The organism is Marinobacter sp. Hex_13 (assembly GCF_001566815.1).
Lineage (GTDB): Bacteria > Pseudomonadota > Gammaproteobacteria > Pseudomonadales > Oleiphilaceae > Marinobacter > Marinobacter salarius.
In genome coordinates this window covers 35,910-52,387 of record NZ_LSMM01000039.1, presented here as the reverse complement: position 1 = coordinate 52,387, position 16,478 = coordinate 35,910, and the positions used below count along the sequence as shown (strand labels likewise).

At 57.6% G+C, this 16,478-nt stretch carries 14 protein-coding genes; 5 read left to right on the top strand and 9 right to left on the bottom strand.

Annotated features, from left to right (window positions below; translation table 11 throughout):
• Window positions 1-115: 115 nt before the first annotated feature.
• From AXW11_RS10620 to AXW11_RS10605, 4 genes are read left to right on the top strand one after another with little or no spacing between them, the layout of a single operon-like run.
• The gene (locus tag AXW11_RS10620; protein ID WP_091642765.1) at window positions 116-1,288 is read left to right on the top strand and encodes a lanthanide ABC transporter ABC transporter substrate-binding protein PedA1; all 1,173 of its coding nucleotides are present in this window, start codon (window positions 116-118) and stop codon (window positions 1,286-1,288) included.
• 42 nt (window positions 1,289-1,330) lie between these two features.
• The gene (locus AXW11_RS10615) at window positions 1,331-2,305 is read left to right on the top strand and encodes a YVTN family beta-propeller repeat protein (protein WP_091642762.1); all 975 of its coding nucleotides are present in this window, start codon (window positions 1,331-1,333) and stop codon (window positions 2,303-2,305) included.
• A gap of 7 nt (window positions 2,306-2,312) precedes the next feature.
• Window positions 2,313-3,035, top strand: a complete 723-nt coding sequence (locus AXW11_RS10610) for a lanthanide ABC transporter ATP-binding protein PedB/LutE (RefSeq protein WP_091642759.1) — start codon at window positions 2,313-2,315, stop codon at window positions 3,033-3,035.
• Between the two features lie 2 nt (window positions 3,036-3,037).
• Entirely contained in the window at window positions 3,038-3,841 is an 804-nt protein-coding gene (locus tag AXW11_RS10605; protein WP_091642756.1) for a lanthanide ABC transporter permease protein PedC, read from the top strand.
• Between the two features lie 31 nt (window positions 3,842-3,872).
• Here AXW11_RS10605 and AXW11_RS10600 read toward each other — a convergent pair whose 3' ends face one another.
• The 5 genes from AXW11_RS10600 to AXW11_RS10580 all read right to left on the bottom strand — a co-directional run bounded on the left by AXW11_RS10600 (window position 3,873) and on the right by AXW11_RS10580 (window position 9,067).
• Window positions 3,873-4,475, bottom strand: a complete 603-nt coding sequence (locus AXW11_RS10600) for a DUF2931 family protein (protein ID WP_309599007.1) — start codon at window positions 4,473-4,475, stop codon at window positions 3,873-3,875.
• Window positions 4,472-6,538 (bottom strand): T6SS phospholipase effector Tle1-like catalytic domain-containing protein, encoded by a 2,067-nt coding sequence (locus AXW11_RS10595; RefSeq protein ID WP_091642753.1) that lies wholly within the window; start codon window positions 6,536-6,538, stop codon window positions 4,472-4,474. The genes AXW11_RS10600 and AXW11_RS10595 overlap by 4 nt, the downstream gene beginning before the upstream one ends.
• A gap of 90 nt (window positions 6,539-6,628) precedes the next feature.
• Window positions 6,629-7,303 carry an ATP-binding cassette domain-containing protein gene (locus AXW11_RS10590; RefSeq protein ID WP_091642751.1) on the bottom strand — a complete coding sequence of 225 codons (675 nt, stop codon included), beginning with the start codon at window positions 7,301-7,303 and terminating at the stop codon, window positions 6,629-6,631.
• Window positions 7,296-8,072, bottom strand: coding sequence for an ABC transporter permease (locus AXW11_RS10585; RefSeq protein WP_041335208.1), 777 nt, complete (start codon window positions 8,070-8,072; stop codon window positions 7,296-7,298). Before AXW11_RS10585 ends, AXW11_RS10590 begins: the two co-directional genes overlap by 8 nt.
• Window positions 8,069-9,067, bottom strand: coding sequence for an ABC transporter substrate-binding protein (locus AXW11_RS10580; RefSeq protein ID WP_091642748.1), 999 nt, complete (start codon window positions 9,065-9,067; stop codon window positions 8,069-8,071). Before AXW11_RS10580 ends, AXW11_RS10585 begins: the two co-directional genes overlap by 4 nt.
• Window positions 9,068-9,354: 287 nt before the next feature.
• On the opposite strand from AXW11_RS10580, the gene AXW11_RS10575 reads away from it, so the two are divergent.
• A complete protein-coding gene (locus tag AXW11_RS10575; RefSeq protein WP_041336792.1) occupies window positions 9,355-10,032 on the top strand; it encodes a response regulator transcription factor in 678 nt (225 codons plus the stop codon).
• 4 nt (window positions 10,033-10,036) lie between these two features.
• On the opposite strand, the gene AXW11_RS10570 is transcribed toward AXW11_RS10575, so the two are convergent.
• The 4 genes from AXW11_RS10570 to AXW11_RS10555 all read right to left on the bottom strand — a co-directional run bounded on the left by AXW11_RS10570 (window position 10,037) and on the right by AXW11_RS10555 (window position 16,369).
• Window positions 10,037-12,298, bottom strand: coding sequence for a hybrid sensor histidine kinase/response regulator (locus tag AXW11_RS10570; protein WP_091642747.1), 2,262 nt, complete (start codon window positions 12,296-12,298; stop codon window positions 10,037-10,039).
• A complete protein-coding gene (nosP, locus tag AXW11_RS10565) occupies window positions 12,276-13,445 on the bottom strand; it encodes a nitric oxide-sensing protein NosP (protein ID WP_374700694.1) in 1,170 nt (389 codons plus the stop codon). The genes AXW11_RS10570 and nosP overlap by 23 nt, the downstream gene beginning before the upstream one ends.
• Window positions 13,446-13,688: 243 nt before the next feature.
• The gene (locus tag AXW11_RS10560) at window positions 13,689-14,792 is read right to left on the bottom strand and encodes a porin (protein WP_091642743.1); all 1,104 of its coding nucleotides are present in this window, start codon (window positions 14,790-14,792) and stop codon (window positions 13,689-13,691) included.
• A 182-nt stretch (window positions 14,793-14,974) separates the two neighbouring features.
• Entirely contained in the window at window positions 14,975-16,369 is a 1,395-nt protein-coding gene (locus AXW11_RS10555) for a WS/DGAT domain-containing protein (protein ID WP_091642741.1), read from the bottom strand.
• Window positions 16,370-16,478 lie beyond the last annotated feature (109 nt).

Below are 16,478 nucleotides of genomic sequence, written 5' to 3'. Positions count from 1 at the left end.
AGGGGTTGCTGCAGAAATCTCATCCTTTAGTACCGGCAGATTCCTACTTTCTGAATATTCCTGAGACTTTTTCCCTTCTCTAAGCTGGAAGCACAACAACAAACCGGAGAACTTCATGTCTCTTTTGTTCAGGACTGCAACCGCAATGCTGGCAGCTATCCTCAGCACCGCCCCGGTGAAAGCAGATTCTCTTGAGGTACGTATAGGGTACGTGCAATGGCTTCCGGACCAGGGCCCGGTTCTGTCCAACGTACTCCCTGAACCGGAAGACGCCGGCCTGAAAGGCGCGGAGTTGGGCATGCAGGACAACAGCACCACCGGGAAGTTTCTCGGGCAAACCTACACCCTGGAAAGCAGGGTTGCCGAGTCGGAAGCTGAAGCGGTGGCCGCCTTCGACCAACTGCGCGCGTCCGGTATCGAACTGTTCGTGGTGAACGCTCCGGCACAGACATTGAAGAGAATGACCGCAACGTCGGGCGCGGACACACTTCTGTTCAATGCCGGTTCAAAAGCGGACGAGCTTCGAACCATCGAATGCAACGCCAACCTGCTCCACACCATGCCCAGCTACGCCATGCTGACGGACGCACTGGCACAGTGGCTGAACCAACGGCGCTGGAACGAGATTTTCTTGATTACCGGGCCCACTGACGACGACAAAGGCTGGGCCAATGCCTTTCGCAGATCTGCCAAGCGCTTCGGTTTGGAAGTTATTGAAGACAAACCATGGACCTTTGACGCCGACCTTCGCCGCACCGCCTCCAGGGAACTGCCGTTGTTTACCCAGGCCAGCGATTACGATGCCGTTGTGGTGGCCGATGTTCGAGGCGATTTTGGCGAGTACGTGCCTTTTAATACATGGCTGCCGCGACCTGTCGTCGGCACTCAGGGAATGTCTCCCGTCACCTGGCACCGGGTGGTAGAAAGCTGGGGCGCCGCTCAACTGCAAAGCCGCTTCCGTGATCTGGCTGGCCGCGACATGAACGGCGAGGACTATGCCACTTGGGCAGCCATTCGCTCCATCGGTACAGCCGTCACTGACTTGGGTGACGCAAGCCCCAACGCAATCCGAAATTTCCTGTTCAGCGACAAATTCCAGCTTGCCGCCTTCAAGGGCCGCAAGCTGACTTATCGCGGTTGGAACGGCCAACTTCGACAGCCAATTCCCCTGATTCATCCACGGGGACTGGTTGCCAGGGCACCGTTCGAGGGGTTTCTGCATCCCAACACGAACATGGACACGCTCGGTTTCGACGAACCCGAGAGCAACTGTCGCATAAACGGCTGACCGCTCTGGCGGAAGCTTTCCATAACAAGAAGGAGTTACATCATGAAGTCTCTGCTCAAGCACACCGCTCTGGCCGCTATAGTCGGCCTGTCGACACCGGCCATGGCCAGCCTTGCCTACGTGTCCAACGAAAAAGACAACACCCTTTCCATCATCGACACCGAGACTCAGGAAGTTGTTGAGACCATTGATGTGGGCCAGCGGCCACGGGGCATCCTGTTGTCCAAGGACCACACCAAGCTTTATATCTGCGCCAGTGACGACGATACTGTGCAGGTGCTGGATCTGGCGACCCGCAAGATCGTCGACACCCTGCCCTCCGGTGAAGATCCCGAACAGTTCTCACTTCACCCGAACAACAAGCATCTGTACATCGCCAACGAGGACGACGCCATCGTCACAGTGGTGGATGTGGACACAAAAGACGTCCTGGCCCAGATTGACGTCGGTATAGAGCCGGAAGGCATGGCTGTAAGCCCGAACGGAAAATGGGCGGTCAACACCAGTGAAACCACCAGCATGCTGCACTGGATCAACACCGAGACTTTTGAGATTGAAAAGAACATCGTTGTCGGGCAACGCCCCCGCCACGTGGAATTCAGCAAAGACAGCAAGATTGCCTGGGCTTCGGCGGAAATCGGCGGCACCGTGCACATCATCGATGTGGACAATCTGGAGCAGATCCATGAGATGTCGTTCAAGGTTCCTGGCGTGAATCAGGACCGCGTTCAGCCCGTCGGTATCGAGCTGACCTCCGATGGCAAATACGCCTTCGTAGCGCTCGGCCCATCAAATCATGTTGCAGTCGTCGATGCCCAGACTTATGAAGTGTTGGATTATCTACTGGTGGGCAGTCGGGTATGGCAACTGGATCTCGATAAGGATGAGAAACATCTCTATACCACCAACGGCGTTTCAGGAGACGTTTCGGTGATCGATGTCGAAGACCTGAAGGTGATCAAATCCATCAAGGTCGGCCGCTACCCCTGGGGTGTGGTCATTGATCCGTCCTCATAACACCAGCATGACCATTGAAGCCAGCCATATCAGCTTTCGCTACGGCGACAAGCCCGTGCTCAAAGAGGTCAGCTTCGCGCTGACCTCTGGCCGTTTCCACGCTCTTCTGGGCCCCAATGGCGCCGGCAAGTCCACACTGTTTGGTTTGTTAACCCGGCTTCTGGCGCTCCAACAAGGCGAACTACTGCTGGCCGGTCAATCGTTGAAAAAACAGCCATCCGAGGCCATGCGCCAGATTGGTGTGGTGTTCCAGCAGAACGCTCTGGATCTTGATTTGACCGTGCGCCAGAACCTGCAGTATCACGCCGCGCTGCACGGACTATCTCGCAAAGACGCCCGAACGAGGGGTGATCGCGAGCTGGCTCGTTTTGAACTGCTGGAGCGCGCCAACGAACCCGTGCGCAAGCTCAATGGCGGCCACCGTCGGCGTGTGGAAATTGCCCGGGCCTTGCTTCATGAGCCCTCTCTGTTGCTGCTTGATGAGCCCACTGTCGGCCTGGATGTGGCAAGTCGCAGAGCGCTCAACGAACATGTTCGCATTCTGTGCGACGAGGCCGGCCTGACTGTGCTGTGGGCGACGCACCTGATCGAGGAGGTGCAACAGGATGACCGGGTGTTGATCCTGCACCAGGGGAAACTGCTGGCCGATGGCTCCGGCCAGGACATTTGCGAAGCCGAGGGCACCCGGAACCTGGCGGAAACGTTTCACTCGCTGACGGGGGCAGGATAATCATGAAAGCGGCCCATTACTGGCACTGTTTTGTCGGCATCCAGACGCGGGAGTGGTTGCGATTCTGGCAACAACGCACTCGCTTCGCCAGTGCCCTGGTCCGGCCGCTTCTGTGGCTTGTGGTGTTTGCCGCCGGCTTCCGGGCCGTGCTGGGCATCTCCATTATTCCGCCCTACCAGACCTACATCACCTACGAGACCTACATCGCCCCCGGGCTGTGCGGGATGATCATCCTGTTCAATAGCATGCAGGGTGCTCTTTCCATGGTGTATGACAGGGAACTGGGCAGTATGCGGGTGTTATTGATGAGCCCTTTGCCCCGGCCGTTCCTGCTGGTAACCAAGTTGCTGTCGATGGGCGTAGTGTCGGTCGGGCAGGTGTATGTTTTTCTGCTTCTGGCCCTGCTGGTGGATGTGGAGCCACCATTGTGGGGCTATCTGGCCGTCTTGCCAGCCTTGATACTAACCAGCCTGATGCTGGGAGCACTGGGCTTGCTGATTGCCACCTGGATCAAGCAGCTGGAAAACTTTGCGGGGGTGATGAACTTTGTCATTTTCCCGATGTTCTTCATGTCCTCGGCGCTGTACCCACTTTGGAAAATGAACGAAGCCAGCCCCTGGCTGTACTGGGTTTGCCAGTTCAATCCGTTCACCCACGCGGTGGAAGCGATCCGGTTTTCGCTGTATCTGGAGTGGAACCCCGCCGCCTTCGGCATTACCGCCGGTGTAACGGTCGTGCTGGCGCTTTTGGCAACGGCGGGGTTTCGTCCTCAGAGGACGAAGATACTGGGGACAAAGCCCGCCTGACCGAGAGGCGTTCGGCAGGCAGGATACCGGCTTACCAACCTTCCGTTGGTATGCCGTGTTCTTGGAGGTAGTCGCCGTGCCGTTTTAGATAGCCTTTCGTGCGTTCCGTGAAGTCAGAAGGATCACCGTAGCCCTCTGATGCCTGCATACGCATCACTTCGATCTCGTTGCCGATCTGGTTCATGATCCAGACCACTACGGTGCCTCCAGGAGCTAAGCCTATGGCCATCGTATGACGAGGCCCCGACCGCACATCCACCTGGGTTTTGTAGCTCGCGGGCTCCCGCATACGATCTTGTAGGTCCGGCGGCACCTTGATCAATTTGGCGTAGTACTTCTGCTCAGCAAAGGAGAACCAGTGAATAAAGATCAGCTCGGGGAAGGGCTCAAGTCCGTGGTGCGAACCACTGGGGCCGTTCGGGCCTTTCCAACAACAGGTAGCATAGCCGACAGGTGCACGCCAACTCCGTTCCCCGGTCTTCTCAAGGAACATATTCACACCCCATATATCATAGTGTTCGGGAGCTACAACTTTTATACTCCAAGGGATATCTTCTTCAGTCGAGGTAGCGCAGCCACTCGCCAGTAGTGCTACGACTGCAATACTCACTATCCATGCCTTACGAATCATCATTCTCCCTCCTTTTGGGGATACACAAGGCGCTCTCCAGAAGGTGCAGGTTCATGCGGAAAGATAACGCCCAGCTTCGCCGGAAATCCCGCTATCTGGGACTCAATGCTGTTGTAGTTTGCCGAATAATGGATGTAGCGCTGAAGCAATAACTCCAAGTCCCTTGACTCAAGTGAAGGTTCGTCTTTGCCCTGAACAACCTGCGCCAGAATTTGTTGCAGAACAGGTTCCAGTTCACCCGGCACCGATACAGTCTCGTCAGTGGGATCAATTTCACCTAGAGGTAACTCCTTCTCGACCGCCAAACGATGCATCAAACGTAAAGCCACTCTCGAATACTCGCCGCGCACCTGACGCAACATCCGCAACACCAGTTCTAACCGACCATCCGGTGCCGGATGGTCGTAGCCTTGGGCGACAATTTCCAGACGAGCAGGTCCTTCTGAGCCCAGATTCTGCGGCCAAGCCTGCAATTGATCCGACTGACGTACCGGCAAACTATAGGAACCAATCCAGCCTTGGGCTGCCACCTGATGCCGTTGAGCATCAAGGTTATCCCACTGTGCAGTCTTCTCCGGCCACTGCAGTCGGTTTTGGGGCACTTGCAGCATCGGACTCAGGAGAGCCTCTTCCCGCTGGCTGTCGCCATACCCACCTCCTATGTCGGAGTGGACACCCGGCAGGGTGATCTCCCGAAAGTTGGCTGGGAGGGAGCCGTCTCGGCTTCTTACACTGTTAAGCGCGAAGTTTTTACGATGCTCATGGGCCGCAGTTAGATGCACCACTTGGCCAACCTTGGCTGGCTCCAGATAGAGCTTCACGGGATAATTTCGGTCGTTGTAAGCCGACAGGTCACCAGACGCTGGGTTGACGATGGCGGCGACAGAGTCGAACAGTCCTACGAAGCGGATATCCACCTGCGCCGGCCAGAGGATACCATTCTCTACAAACAGCCTTGCCAGCAGGCCGTTTGTTCCCTGATTGATCTCGTGGACCGCGTGGCGGGCCGCCGCTGCTCCTCGGCTGAAGCCGAAAAGATCGAGGGTCAATCTGTCGATGGTTTGTCCTCTCAAGTCTTCTTTCACTCGCAACGCCAGTCTTGAAAAGGCGTAGTCGACTTGCTGAATGACTCCGGCTTCCCCCATACCTGTGGCGGCGCCGTACCATTTATCGTCATCCGCTGTCTTTGTGCCCGCGCCAGGGGCGTAGACCTGCCGCCGATAGATTATCTTTTGCTCGGACTCCACTTTACCTTCTAAATATAGATCTCGCAGTTTCGCCACATTGGTAACCGCATTGCCATAACTGCCACCCATCAACATCGACAGCCGCCACTCACACTCCTCCCGACTGATCTCATCGTTTTCATAGGGAATCAAACAATCCCGTTCCAGTTGCTCGGCAAACGAGCGGGCATTGGCAGCGTTGTTCATGGTGCCGTCGGTAAATATCCCAACTTCCAGATGTACTTTGGGCGGATCGGCAAAGGCGTCCTCGGCCGCCTTTGCCGCCGAAACATTCAGCGGTGCCACCAAAGCGGCTGCTCCCAGCGGCAGGCTCAATCGATGATCTTCCGCCCCGTCTTGCGACTCACGCTCAGATCTCCGCCATTGACGATAATTCGCCGAGAACAACCCTACACCCAACCCGCCTATACCCTGGGGGTGATACTGGCGCAGCTGTTCAGGAGTAATGTCGCAGGCATTCAGCTCTGCTACGCCTTTTTGAATGGCATAAGGTAAGTTCATTCCGCCACTGCGTAACCGCCAGCGTCCTCCCGCGGGCAGGCTGTCGTCTGGCAGCCAGCTCACGACGGGAGAAAGGGGCCGTCCGGACCCGGTATAGACAAGCATCAGCCTATTATCGCTGACTGCCCGGCAGACGGTTTCGGTCAGATGATGGCCGCTGCGGGTTTGGGGCCCGAACGCCGATTCCATGCGAGCGCGGACACTGCCATCGTCCTGGATAAGACGCCTAGCCCTATTGGTCGCGATAAAGGGGGATTCAATGCGGGGAAGGTGGTAGGCCTTCAGGTCCCATACCGGGACCAGGTCCATAAAGCCCATCGTCAGCACTCCTTGTTGACGGTAAAAGACAAGCTGGCCATGTTAGCCGATGTTTCACGAAGGCAACAATTCGAGTGTCACGTTTTTTCACTAAACCAGGTCCACGCCCTCCGAGTCTCGCAACTTCCCAAGAAGATCGCTGATCAAACTGGGCTCGCCAATGGCATCGTCCCATTGCAGCTGCGCCGGACTACCATCCAGATACCATAGCCGGTTCGCCAGAGTCTCGGCATCGCGCCCATCATGGGTTACGCAAATCATGGCCATGCTGGCGTTGGCGCCCAGGATTCCGGCAATCAGTGTTTTCAGTTCACCCGCCATTACCGGATCAAGAGATGCGAAGGGTTCATCCAATAGCAACAGGTCCGGTTCAACCGCCAGGCAACGTGCGAGTGCGGCTCGTCGAGCCATGCCGATGGAAAGCTGGTCCGGCAGGTAGTGACCGTATCCGGCAAGGCCCACCTGGCCCAGAACGATTTCAGCCTCCTCATCACTCGCCCCTACAAGCTTGAGGTTGGCGTTCAGGGTTCGCCAGGGCAGCAATCGATGCTCCTGGAACAGGTAGCCAATCCGCAGCGTGTCACAGCCAACAATGGCATCCGACGGGAGTGCCTTGTCGAGCCCGGCGATAGCGTTCAACAGGGTGGTTTTGCCAATACCGGATGGCCCTAACAGGCAGATATGATCGCCCCGCTCAATGGTGGCGAAAACCTCGCCCAACACGGGTTTGCCAAAACTGCGGCCGGCTATTCGTAGTTCAAGCATGGGCCACCTCCGGCTGACGCCAGCGGCTGGACCGGCGTTCAAGGGGCTGCAGGATGGCCAGCTCGATGAGTTGTACAACGGCTATAAAGGCCAGGCTGTAAGCGAGGATGGCAGCCACATCGAACACCTGAAAGGCCATGTGTAACTGGAATCCGATACCACTGGAACGCCCCAACAGTTCGACCACCAGCACGATTTTCCAGATTAGAGCCAAGCCACCACGCGTAGCCGCCATCAGATAGGGAAACAGTTGTGGTACCCAGACCTCACGAAACCGTTGCCAGCGGGTGAACTCGTAGACGGTAGCCATGTCCTCGAGCCGGTAATCCAGGCTCCGCGCGCCTTCCCGAACAGTCACCGCCACATTGGGGACCTTGTTGATCACCACCGCCATCACCGCGGCCACTTCCACCAGGCCAAACCAGACATACATCAGGATGATGGTTACCAGCGCGGGCAGATTGAGAAGCAGGACCAACAAAGGATCGAACAGCGCATTGGTGGTTTGGGAGCGCCCCATCACAATGCCAATCCCGGTACCAAGCAGCATGGCCAATGCAAAGGCCACCACCACACGCGCTAGTGTGGCACCAAGGTGGTGCCATAGGGCTCCGGATTCGGATTCCTGCATCAGGGAATCTAAAACGTCGAGGGGAGACGGCAGCAAGGGGGACTTGATCACCCAAGCAACCGCCGCCCAGAAAAAGACAAGAGACGGCAACACCACCCAGTAACTCCAGGCCGGAGGGCGGCCAGAGAAGGCTCTCACAGCTGGCCCCGGTGGAACAGGTCGGTGGGCATACGATTGTCAGGATTGGCACCAGTGAGCGCCAGCAGACGATGCAGGCCCGCAATGCGCTGGTCCGTTAGCGGTAATGGTACGCCTGCCACAAACCCTTTCCGCAGCGATTGAAATACAGCGTCGTCAGGCTCACCCATCAGTGGCCGCAGGCGTTGCCAGAACCTTTCGCTATCCGAGAGCTCGTTCTTGGCCTGCTGCAACGATCTGGCAAAACGGTTCATCAACGCGCGATGGTCTTCCGCCCAATCAGCCGGAAAAACATACCCCAGAACCGGCAAGTTCCGGTCGAGATTAATGGCGACAAGAAGATCCGACATTCTGAACGCCGAACGCCAGCCGCCCTCACCTCTCAGGCGTGCGGCAAAATGCCAGTAGGTGACGATGGCATCCACCTGGCCCCGCCTCAGGGCCTGACTCAGCAGCGGCGGAGCGGCAAACTGCACATCGGCGGATGCCGCAAGATTGATCCCTCGCTGTTCCGCAACCTTTTGCAACAGTACCCAGCCCTTGCCGTCCGGCCCGCCTGCAACGCCGATACGCTTGCCGGCCAGATCGGCCACGGCGCATATATCGGAGTCTTCAGCCACCACGATATCGCCAATCTGGGATGAAAACGGTACGTAAAGATAGGGCGCCCCGTCCTCAAAACGGGCCTGAGCCCAATGCAGGTCGGCTACAGCCCCGTTGACGGAACCACTGGTTACCGCCAGTCGGGACGCGGGCAGGTTGGCCACCAGCGTGAGATCCAATTGGTAGCCGTTCTTCCGATCCAGCCCCTGGTGGACTATGTGGTCCAACTCCCAGTGAGCGGTGCCGAACTGCAACACACTGACGGACAACACGGGCAACGGTTGATTATCGCGGGCATGAGCCGCCCCGGGTTGCGCAAAAACCAACCACAGGATGACCATAGCCATCCAGGCAGCGCGGACAGCAGCACCGGGAAACACAGGATCAGGCATTGTTATGGTTTGTTGACTCATCCCTCCACGATACGAAGCCCGCCGGCCGGCAAGAATAGTACTTTGGTGCCTGTTTTTTGGTGCGATGGTCGCATTCAACCCGGGGCGCGGATAGCGTGTAATGCAATCATCACAATAATAAACAGAGGATCACACCCCACTTGGGAGATCCCCTGTCCCAGGAGGCCGCCATGCTGAATGAGCCCGATGCCGCACTCTCTCCCGAAAAGCGCTATGATGTTTCGGAAACCATCCCTGATAATGACAACAAACCGGTGGATCCACCCATGGAGCCAACCTACAAAATATTGATTGCCGACGACCACCCGCTGTTTCGTGAGGCCATCAGCAGCGTGATATCGACCGGTTTTAGCGGTAGTCAGATCATTGAAACCGCCGACCTGGACAGCGCCCTGGACATTACCCGCGAAAACGATGATCTGGATCTGATTCTGCTGGATCTGAATATGCCGGGAATGCACGGCTTGAACGGTCTGATTACCTTGCGGAACGAAGCGCCAACCATCCCGGTAGTCATTGTATCGGCGGAGGAAGACAAACAGGTGGTGTTGCAGGCCATTACCTACGGTGCCTGCGGTTTCATCACCAAGTCCTCTCCCCGCGCCCAGATGACGGAGGCCATCCAGCAGATCCTCAACGGCAATGTCTACCTGCCTTCAGACATCATCCGAACCGGCAAGGAAAACACCCATCGCCGCAGCCGGCATGAGGACAACCCGATTTCACCAGAGCTGCTGAACTCCCTGACCCGCCGCCAGTTGTTGGTACTGGAGCGCATGTCCAAGGGGGAATCCAACAAGCAGATCGCGTACAACCTGAACATCGCAGAGACCACGGTTAAAGCCCATGTCTCGGCGATTCTTCGCAAGCTGGGGGTTCACAACCGGGTGCAGGCGATTCTGTCGGCCAGCGACGTGGATTTCAGTCAGTACCTGAAACGGTAGGAGATCACCCTCTCAAAAGGTGGTTCAGCGCACTGCGCAACTTCAACGGCTTCACAGGCTTGTTCATTAACACGTGCCCCAGCTCGCGGATGTGCTGCTTCAACTCGTTGGTGTAATTGGCGGTAATCATGACCACCGGAGCCGGGCGCTGGCGGCGGCCATTGATCTCGGCCACCACATCTACTCCATTCTCGTCGTTGTCCAGATGATAATCCGCCAGAATAAGGTCCACGGGGCACTTGGCCGGATCCACCTGCCGCTCAAGATCTTCCAGAGAAACCGCGGAAACCACCTGGCAATCCCAGCCTTCCAGCAACGTCTGCATGCCCTGGCAGATAGCGTGGTCGTTATCGATCACCCAGATCCTGGCGCCACCCAGTCCCCCATGGTTCGACACCACGCGGTCATCATCTGCTGTCGGCCGTTTGGGCAACAACTGCCCGACCGGCACTTTTACACTGAATACCGAGCCTTTGCCCTGTATCGAGGATACCGTCACCTCGTGACCCAGCATGCGGGAAATCTTGTCGACGATCGCCAACCCCAGCCCAAGGCCCTTGTCCGGCTGCGAGCCAGCGGGGCGAATGCGCTTGAACTCCTGGAAAATCTCGGTCAGCTTGTCCTCCGGAATACCAGGGCCGGTGTCCCACACCTGCAGCAATACATGCTCCCGATGCCGGCGGCACCCCAGCAGAATGCGCCCGGTGCCGGTATAACGAATGGCATTGGTGAGGAAGTTGCGAAGAATCCTCGCCAGTAGCTGGGAGTCGGACTCCACGATTGCCGAGGATGGCACGAAGTCCAGCGTCAGCCCCTCCGCCAGTGCCATCTGACGAAACTCACGGGCGATGTTGTTGAGCAGGTCCCGCAAGTCGAAGGCCATGATATCCGGCTTGATCACGCCGGCATCCAGCTTGGAAATGTCCACCAGGGTGCCCAGAAGGTTTTCCACATCGTCCAGGGAGGTGCTTACCGATCGCACCAGTCCCTCGGCCTTGGGCCCGAAGGAGTGCTCCAACAAAGAACTGGTGAACAGGCGAGCTGCATTCAGTGGCTGCAGCAGATCATGGCTGACCGCCGCCAGAAATTTGGTTTTCGACAAGTTGGCGCGCTCGGCGTCCATCTTGGCGTCACGCAGTCGCGCTTCCACCGCCGCCCGCTCACTGATTTCCTGTCGCAACTGACTGTTGAGGCCGGTAAGAGCTGCGGTACGTTCTTTCACCCGCCGTTCCAGATTATCGTACGCCTGCTCCAGTGCCAGCGCGGTCTTGCGGCGGTCGGTAATGTCCCGGATCAGCACGAAGAACCCGATAACCTCCTCGTGGTCGTCCACGTTTGGTACGTAGGCGCGGAGCATGTAGCGGGTCTCTCCGGTGTCGTTGGTTTCCTCGAATTCGAAGTTAACGCTATTACCCCTGAGCACAGCCTGCATATGAGGCATTAGCCTCTGGTAAAGCTCAGGCTGGTGAATGTTCTCCAGGTGTTTACCAAGCGGCGACTCGCCATTGCGCCCATACCAGGCTTCATAAACCTTGTTGCAGAACTGCACGGTCATGTCCGCGCCCACGTAGGCGATGAGTGCGGGCACATGGTCTGTCACCACTCGAATCCAACGTTCGCTCTCTTCAAGCGCCTTGATTCGGCGAGCCATTTCACTGTTCTTGACGTCAGTAATGTCCGAGTAAAGAACAACCAGCCCACCCTCACGGGTGCTCCTTTCCGTCATCTGCACCCAACGGCTATTGGACAGCAGGAACACCGCCCCTTCTGAGGACTCATTCACATGCTCTTCGACCACCAGCCCGGAATTGATCGCCATGGCCTTCAGATCGGCGATAGAAGTGCCGGGGGGAGGAACATCCAACCGGGCATCGGCCCAGTAACTGCGGAACCGGCTGTTACATTGAATAAGGCGGTGCTGGTGATCAAAAAGCACAAAGCCATCAGCAATGCTTTCGATAGCGTCTGCCAGACGCTGGCGCGTGGTTTCAGCCTCTTCGCGGGCCCTGTTCAGGGCCTTGTTGCTGTGCTTGAGCTCATCCATGGTTTGGTTGAGCGCTTCCGTACGTTCCCGCACCTGCTCCGCCAGAACCACCGAGTGTTCAAACGCCGCATAGGGTTCGGGTTTGTGAGCCGAGCCGGATTCCACCCGAACAATAAGAGCGTCCCTTATCTTTCGGAGGCGTTCATTCTCCGCCTCCAGCTCGGCAATCCGCTGATCCCTGTGGTCTTCGGGATCAGCCTCAGTTGTGACTGTAACCGGCATCGGGCTGACCAATCACCACCCCCGTAAACGTCTGATTGATATGCATACCGTCGAACTGCTCACCATAGGTATTGAAGCCAATAACCTTGTGATGGCGAAGGAAATCTGACACTTCATCCACCACGCCGGTGAACTCCGCCTCCAGACGACGAAGAAAGCAGTCGCAGCCGATGGTTACCAGTGGCGGGCCCACGACCCGCTCGGAGGCCTCAATTTGCGTGCGCACGCTCTCAAGAAGTGAGCCAGGCTCCATGGCGGTCATGACAATGCCGGTTTCCACCGCGCAGTAGAACGTCAGGCTCCCGTCGGCGTTCACCCGTTGTACCGAGCGCACGAAATAGTGCCCCCCGATCCGCACGCCCATCGGTCGCAGCGCAAACACCTTGCGGTCAAGCTCTTCCACCGCTACGCCCACTGCGCGGGCGTAGGCTTCCGCTGCCGGTTCCGCGTTCAACTCATAGACGGTCCGGCTCTTAGCATCTGCGTGAGTAACCACCAGTTTTTCTTCGCGGGCTTGCATGTGGTGCGTGGAAAACACACGGAAGTCCAACGGCGTATTAACCAGCATCACAGTGGCGGCCCCGGTGTGAAACCGGCCCTCAAAAAACACGTGGGTATTGGCCAGGCGCTCGTCGTCGCCCGCGGATCCGCCAAACTGTGGGATAGTGCCGAGCGCGGCATTCAGTGTCGCCAGCACAAGCTCTTCCCGGCTCGACAGCCCATCCAGCAAAGTGATGGCAAAGGTGTTGCCCTTGACCGATGCCAGGCCGGCATCACGACAGGTGGACAACAGACCATCAATGACCCCCTGGGCGTCGTGAAGGGTGAAATGCTCAAGCTCACTGATCAGGGCGCATTCAATAGAAAAGTAACGCCGGTCGAAACCAATAGCGGTGATACAGCCCCGGCCGTAACCTTCCGGTGTAATTTCCCCCGCAGACGTACAACCACTGATCCGCACGCCATCAAAGACATGTTCAAGGGCAATGCCCAGACGGCCGAGATCGTATTCAGCGGAACAGAAAAACAGGACACAGCCGAGGTGTTCATGACTGAGCTCGCTGGCAAGGTTGGTAGCGGCCAGCATCGGATCACGAACATGCGAGCTGGCTACCCGAACGGCAGGCAGCGTGGTAACGGGTTTCATGGATACGCGCTCCGAAACCGAGTGGCTTTCACTCGATTCTACGGAATCCGCAAACGGAGCCAATGCGACTTCAGTGCTTTTAATTGGCGCGCCAAAATGATCGTAAGCCATTGATTAAAAACCCTCCTGAATCAATGCCTGCTGGCGCTGCCGATTTGCGGGAAAGCAAACCGGCACTTTAGTCTTAGGGGCGAGGCCCCGGCGCCGGGAATCCTTGCCGGTGCTGGGGCACTCTTCAAACACTCAGAACGTGATCACAGCGCCCAGCGCCAGGGTGTCGAACTCTGCTGCATCCGCGCCGGTGGACTTCGTGGTCTGCTCAAACATGTTGTATTCGGCAACCAACTTGAAGTTGCTGTTTACACTATGGAAGACCGCGACCGAGGTGTTCTCTGTTTCAAAATCCCCCTGGTCAGAGTCCGTTTCGCCGTAGGACAGCACCAGCCGATTGGCGCCAAGGATATAGGATCCCTGGAGCAGGTAGCCGTCGGCGTCCTCTTCCGAAGTCAGGGCCGCATCGGTCAGCAATACAGGAACGTCGCCCTCAGAGGTGAAGCCGGAGGCCGTCAGCGACAGCCCTGCAACGGACGCTTTAAGACCGTAACCAAGGCCTTGGCTGTCCACTTCGGTGGTTGCATTCTCGGAGCTCTGATGGCGACCATTTACCCAGCCTGTCAACGCCAGGCCATTCAAATCCGCACTGTAGGTAACCTCTGCCTCAAAACGCGGCTCGGACTGTTCCGACTCCGCACCCGGCGTGGTATTGGCAGGCTCAAAAATACCAGCGGCCACCTTCAAGCCGCCCATATCCGGGGTCCGATAGGTAATCTGTGCCGATGGATTAGGGTAAGGGTACCCAGTGCGGATATTGCCAAAAGAAACGCCGGTTGCCGCACCCGGAGAACCGAAGCCCATCAGGATTTCGTCCAGGAAGATGTTAGAGCGGGCGTAAAGACCAAAGTCCTTACCAATCAGCACCTGACCGAAAGAACCGTCTACCGTGGCGTACAGCTGACGCACATCGATAGCGGTATCCGTCGGTGACTGCAGGCTGTCGTTGATGGTGGACCAGAACGAAGACCGGCCACCCAGAGTCAGGTCGCCCATTTCCTTACTGAAGTTGAAACCGATCGTATTGGGCAGGAACCCCATTTTCACGTCGGAATTGCGAGTGTCGTTCAGCTTGTCGTCACGGTTAACGTAGAAGGCGTTGAAATAGCCGTCCACGGAAAAGCTGGTTCCGTCTTCGTTGTACACTTCGATTGCCGCGTTTGCGCCGGCACTGACCGACATCGCACCAACCATCGCGATGGCCAGCCCTGACTTTCGGAAATTGTTGTTGTTCATAAACTCCCCCGGTTTTTATTGAATCTGGGTGTTGAGCAGCGGGTGGTTACCCGTGTCTCAGGCGCATTCTTTCGCCTGAATTCAATGGTCGGCGAAGCAGCGGGGGTGGAAAATGCGCCAAGGGGGCAGGTTTTCTGATCTTTTAGGAGGCTATGAAAACAGAACTTTGGGACTACTACCCGTCAGAGGGGAAAGCATTCCAACTCTTGCAGGCAGTCATCCAGGAAGCACTCGGGATCGGCCATGACCGCCTCATCGGCCACCACACCGAACTGGACCTGGCCGGCGTAACTGACAATGCTGACGCCGAGCCCGATATCCCCGGCCTGGGGTACCCAGAACATCTGCTCCAGAATGCGGCAACCGGCCAGATACCGTTCATCACGGGTACCAGGCACGTTCGACACCACCGCACTGGCCTTGCGGTAGAACAGATCCGCCACAGGTTGACGCCAGGCTTCGGGAATCAGCGGTGCGCTGCCTGTCAGCGCCCAGGACAGGCCGGGCTGCCAACTTTTCTTGAGCTTGCGGGTTTCATGCTTGATGCGGAACAGCCGCTCCAGGGAACTTTCACCGTCCACCGGCAACGGCACGAACACCGTCCCGAAATAGTTACCCAGAGTCCCGGGCTCCGGCTTTACCCCTTCCGGCAGGCGGTTGCGGATATCCACTGGCACCGCCGCGTGAAGCACTGCCTCATCCATATCGGTATCGTCCGCGACAAGCCGATTGCGGACTGCAGACGCCACGCAACTGAGTAACACATCGTTGATGGTAACGCTGGTAAGCGTGGCAATCCGGCGAAAACGTTCAAGCGCCACGGGCTGCGACCAGCGGCACTGGCGACGTCCCAATAGCGACCGCTTAAGGGAGGAGTCCGTATCTTCCGGCTCTACCAGGAACTGGCTGAGCTCATTGACCAGCTTGACACTTTTCCAGGTCGCCCGCTCCAGGGCATTGCGACCGGCGGTGCCACCGTTGCGGGGAATATCGTCCTCCGCACCCGCCTCTTCCCGCGGCCACTCGCTGGCCGTCAGCTCACGCAGCCAGGCATTGGCGGCTCTTCCCCAACGCCCCATGTCCGCCTGTTCCGCCGCGCCGTAAAGCACCGGCGCCTGTTGCGGCGACGGCGGGCACAAGCGGTCAAATATGCCCTGCAGGGAGAGCCCGTCGGCGTAGCAGTGGTGCATGCGCAAAAGGAGTACGGCGCCGCCCTCGGCATCGGGAAGCAACCAGAATTTCCAGAGCGGACGGTACGTGGGCAATGGCTGGTTCAACCGGGCTGACACCCAGTCCTGCAAGGCCTGCCGGTCCAGCTCGCCGCCGACCACCTGCAGGTGGTGGTGGAGCGAAAATACCGGGTCCTCTTCCCACCACCAGCCAGGGGCGCGGCGAACCGGCATATAGCGAAAACGCTCCCAGGCAAGCCAGTAAATACGCAGGAATTCCAGCAACCGGGCTTCCGTGAGCCCTTCCACCCGCAACATAACGGTAATCGTCATGGGGTTTTCGGGCCGCTCAAGAGCCAGCCAGGCCGAGTCCACAGGCAACAGCAGATGCGATTCCTTTTGACTCAAACCTGTCTGTCCCCGGATAAATGCTGCAAGAAATGGAAAGTTGACCCCGCATTGTGCCAGACAAGCCCTGAAGGCTCCATAAGGCTGTCGGCGTCACGTAGTTACAAAA

Coding starts and splice junctions, on each gene's coding strand:
- AXW11_RS10560 (WP_091642743.1), bottom strand. CDS start 14,792: ATGAACAACAACAATTTCCGAAAGTCAGGGCTGGCCATCGCGATGGTT.
- AXW11_RS10580 (WP_091642748.1), bottom strand. CDS start 9,067: ATGCCTGATCCTGTGTTTCCCGGTGCTGCTGTCCGCGCTGCCTGGATG.
- AXW11_RS10605 (WP_091642756.1), top strand. CDS start 3,038: ATGAAAGCGGCCCATTACTGGCACTGTTTTGTCGGCATCCAGACGCGG.
- AXW11_RS10570 (WP_091642747.1), bottom strand. CDS start 12,298: ATGCCGGTTACAGTCACAACTGAGGCTGATCCCGAAGACCACAGGGAT.
- AXW11_RS10615 (WP_091642762.1), top strand. CDS start 1,331: ATGAAGTCTCTGCTCAAGCACACCGCTCTGGCCGCTATAGTCGGCCTG.
- AXW11_RS10590 (WP_091642751.1), bottom strand. CDS start 7,303: ATGCTTGAACTACGAATAGCCGGCCGCAGTTTTGGCAAACCCGTGTTG.
- AXW11_RS10595 (WP_091642753.1), bottom strand. CDS start 6,538: ATGGGCTTTATGGACCTGGTCCCGGTATGGGACCTGAAGGCCTACCAC.
- AXW11_RS10575 (WP_041336792.1), top strand. CDS start 9,355: ATGGAGCCAACCTACAAAATATTGATTGCCGACGACCACCCGCTGTTT.
- AXW11_RS10600 (WP_309599007.1), bottom strand. CDS start 4,475: ATGATGATTCGTAAGGCATGGATAGTGAGTATTGCAGTCGTAGCACTA.
- AXW11_RS10610 (WP_091642759.1), top strand. CDS start 2,313: ATGACCATTGAAGCCAGCCATATCAGCTTTCGCTACGGCGACAAGCCC.
- AXW11_RS10620 (WP_091642765.1), top strand. CDS start 116: ATGTCTCTTTTGTTCAGGACTGCAACCGCAATGCTGGCAGCTATCCTC.
- nosP (WP_374700694.1), bottom strand. CDS start 13,445: ATGAAACCCGTTACCACGCTGCCTGCCGTTCGGGTAGCCAGCTCGCAT.